The sequence below is a fragment of the Streptomyces milbemycinicus genome (genome assembly GCF_002154605.1).
GTDB classification, from domain to species: Bacteria; Actinomycetota; Actinomycetes; order Streptomycetales; family Streptomycetaceae; genus Streptomyces; species Streptomyces milbemycinicus.
Genome location: NZ_MUNE01000698.1, coordinates 1 through 920, shown reverse-complemented (window position 1 = coordinate 920; position 920 = coordinate 1). Strand labels below are relative to the sequence as shown.

The window sequence follows — 920 nt, the reverse complement described above, 5'->3', positions numbered from 1 at the left end:
GTTGTGGTGGAGGGTGACGCGGAGCTTGCCGCGGTCGGTGGCGCCCGCGCTGTCGCTGTTGCCGATCATCAGCGTCTTGTCGTGGTCGGCGAAGAGGTTCCAGGAGGCGGTGACGAGGTCGGCGCCGCGCACCACGTCCAGTTCGCCGTCGTGCTGCTGGTAGAGCTGGCCGTAGTAGCGGGGCTGGGCGCTGTCGGGGCGGCGGCCGTCGGTGAAGGTGTTGTGGTCGACCCAGACATGGGTGGAGCCGTAGACGACGAGGTTGTCGTACTCGGAGTTCCAGGCGCCGTCCGCGCCGTCGGTCGGGTCCCAGGCGGGGAAGCAGTCGAAGGCGTCCTCGAAGGTGAGATTGCGGACGATGACGTTGTCCGCGCCGGTGACCTGGAGGCTGGCGCCCAGCAGCCGGGCGTCCCGGCCGACGCCGACGATGGTGGTGTGGGAGGGGACGGCCAGCTTGACGCGCTTCGCCTGCAGCGCGGCAGAGGCGGCGCGGGCGTCCTCCTGCGGTCCTGACGGCTGGGCGTCGCCCCAGGTGGCCGGGTCGTACGCGGCGAGGTAGGCGTCCAGGCCGTAGCCGTCGGTGGCGTAGTCGGCGCAGCTCAGCGGCTTGCCGGCGGCGTCGGTGTTGGCGTCGATGGTGCCCTTGACGTAGATGGTCCGCGGGCTGCCGTCGGAGCCGTCGAGGGCCTTGGCGAGCTGGGCCCGGTTGGTGACGGTGAAGGTGTGGGCCTTGTCGGCCTTGGCGCCGCCGGTCGTGCCGCCGTCGGCGGAGGCCCAGCCGTCGCCCGCCGGGAGGGTGCCGCGTACGGGCGCCAAGGGGGCTGCCGTGGCGGGGGCGGCGGCGAGTACGAGGGCGGCGCAGCAGAGCACCGAGGCGAGCGAGGCGACGCGGGCATGACATCTGGGAGTGCGCATGGTCC

1 protein-coding gene is annotated in these 920 nt (G+C 72.7%); it reads right to left on the bottom strand.

Annotation, left to right across the window (positions count from 1 at the left end; genetic code table 11):
- Positions 1-915 (bottom strand): pectate lyase family protein (locus CCN51_RS43300; protein WP_086860822.1); only part of this gene is annotated, 915 nt, incomplete at its 3' end.
- Positions 916-920 lie beyond the last annotated feature (5 nt).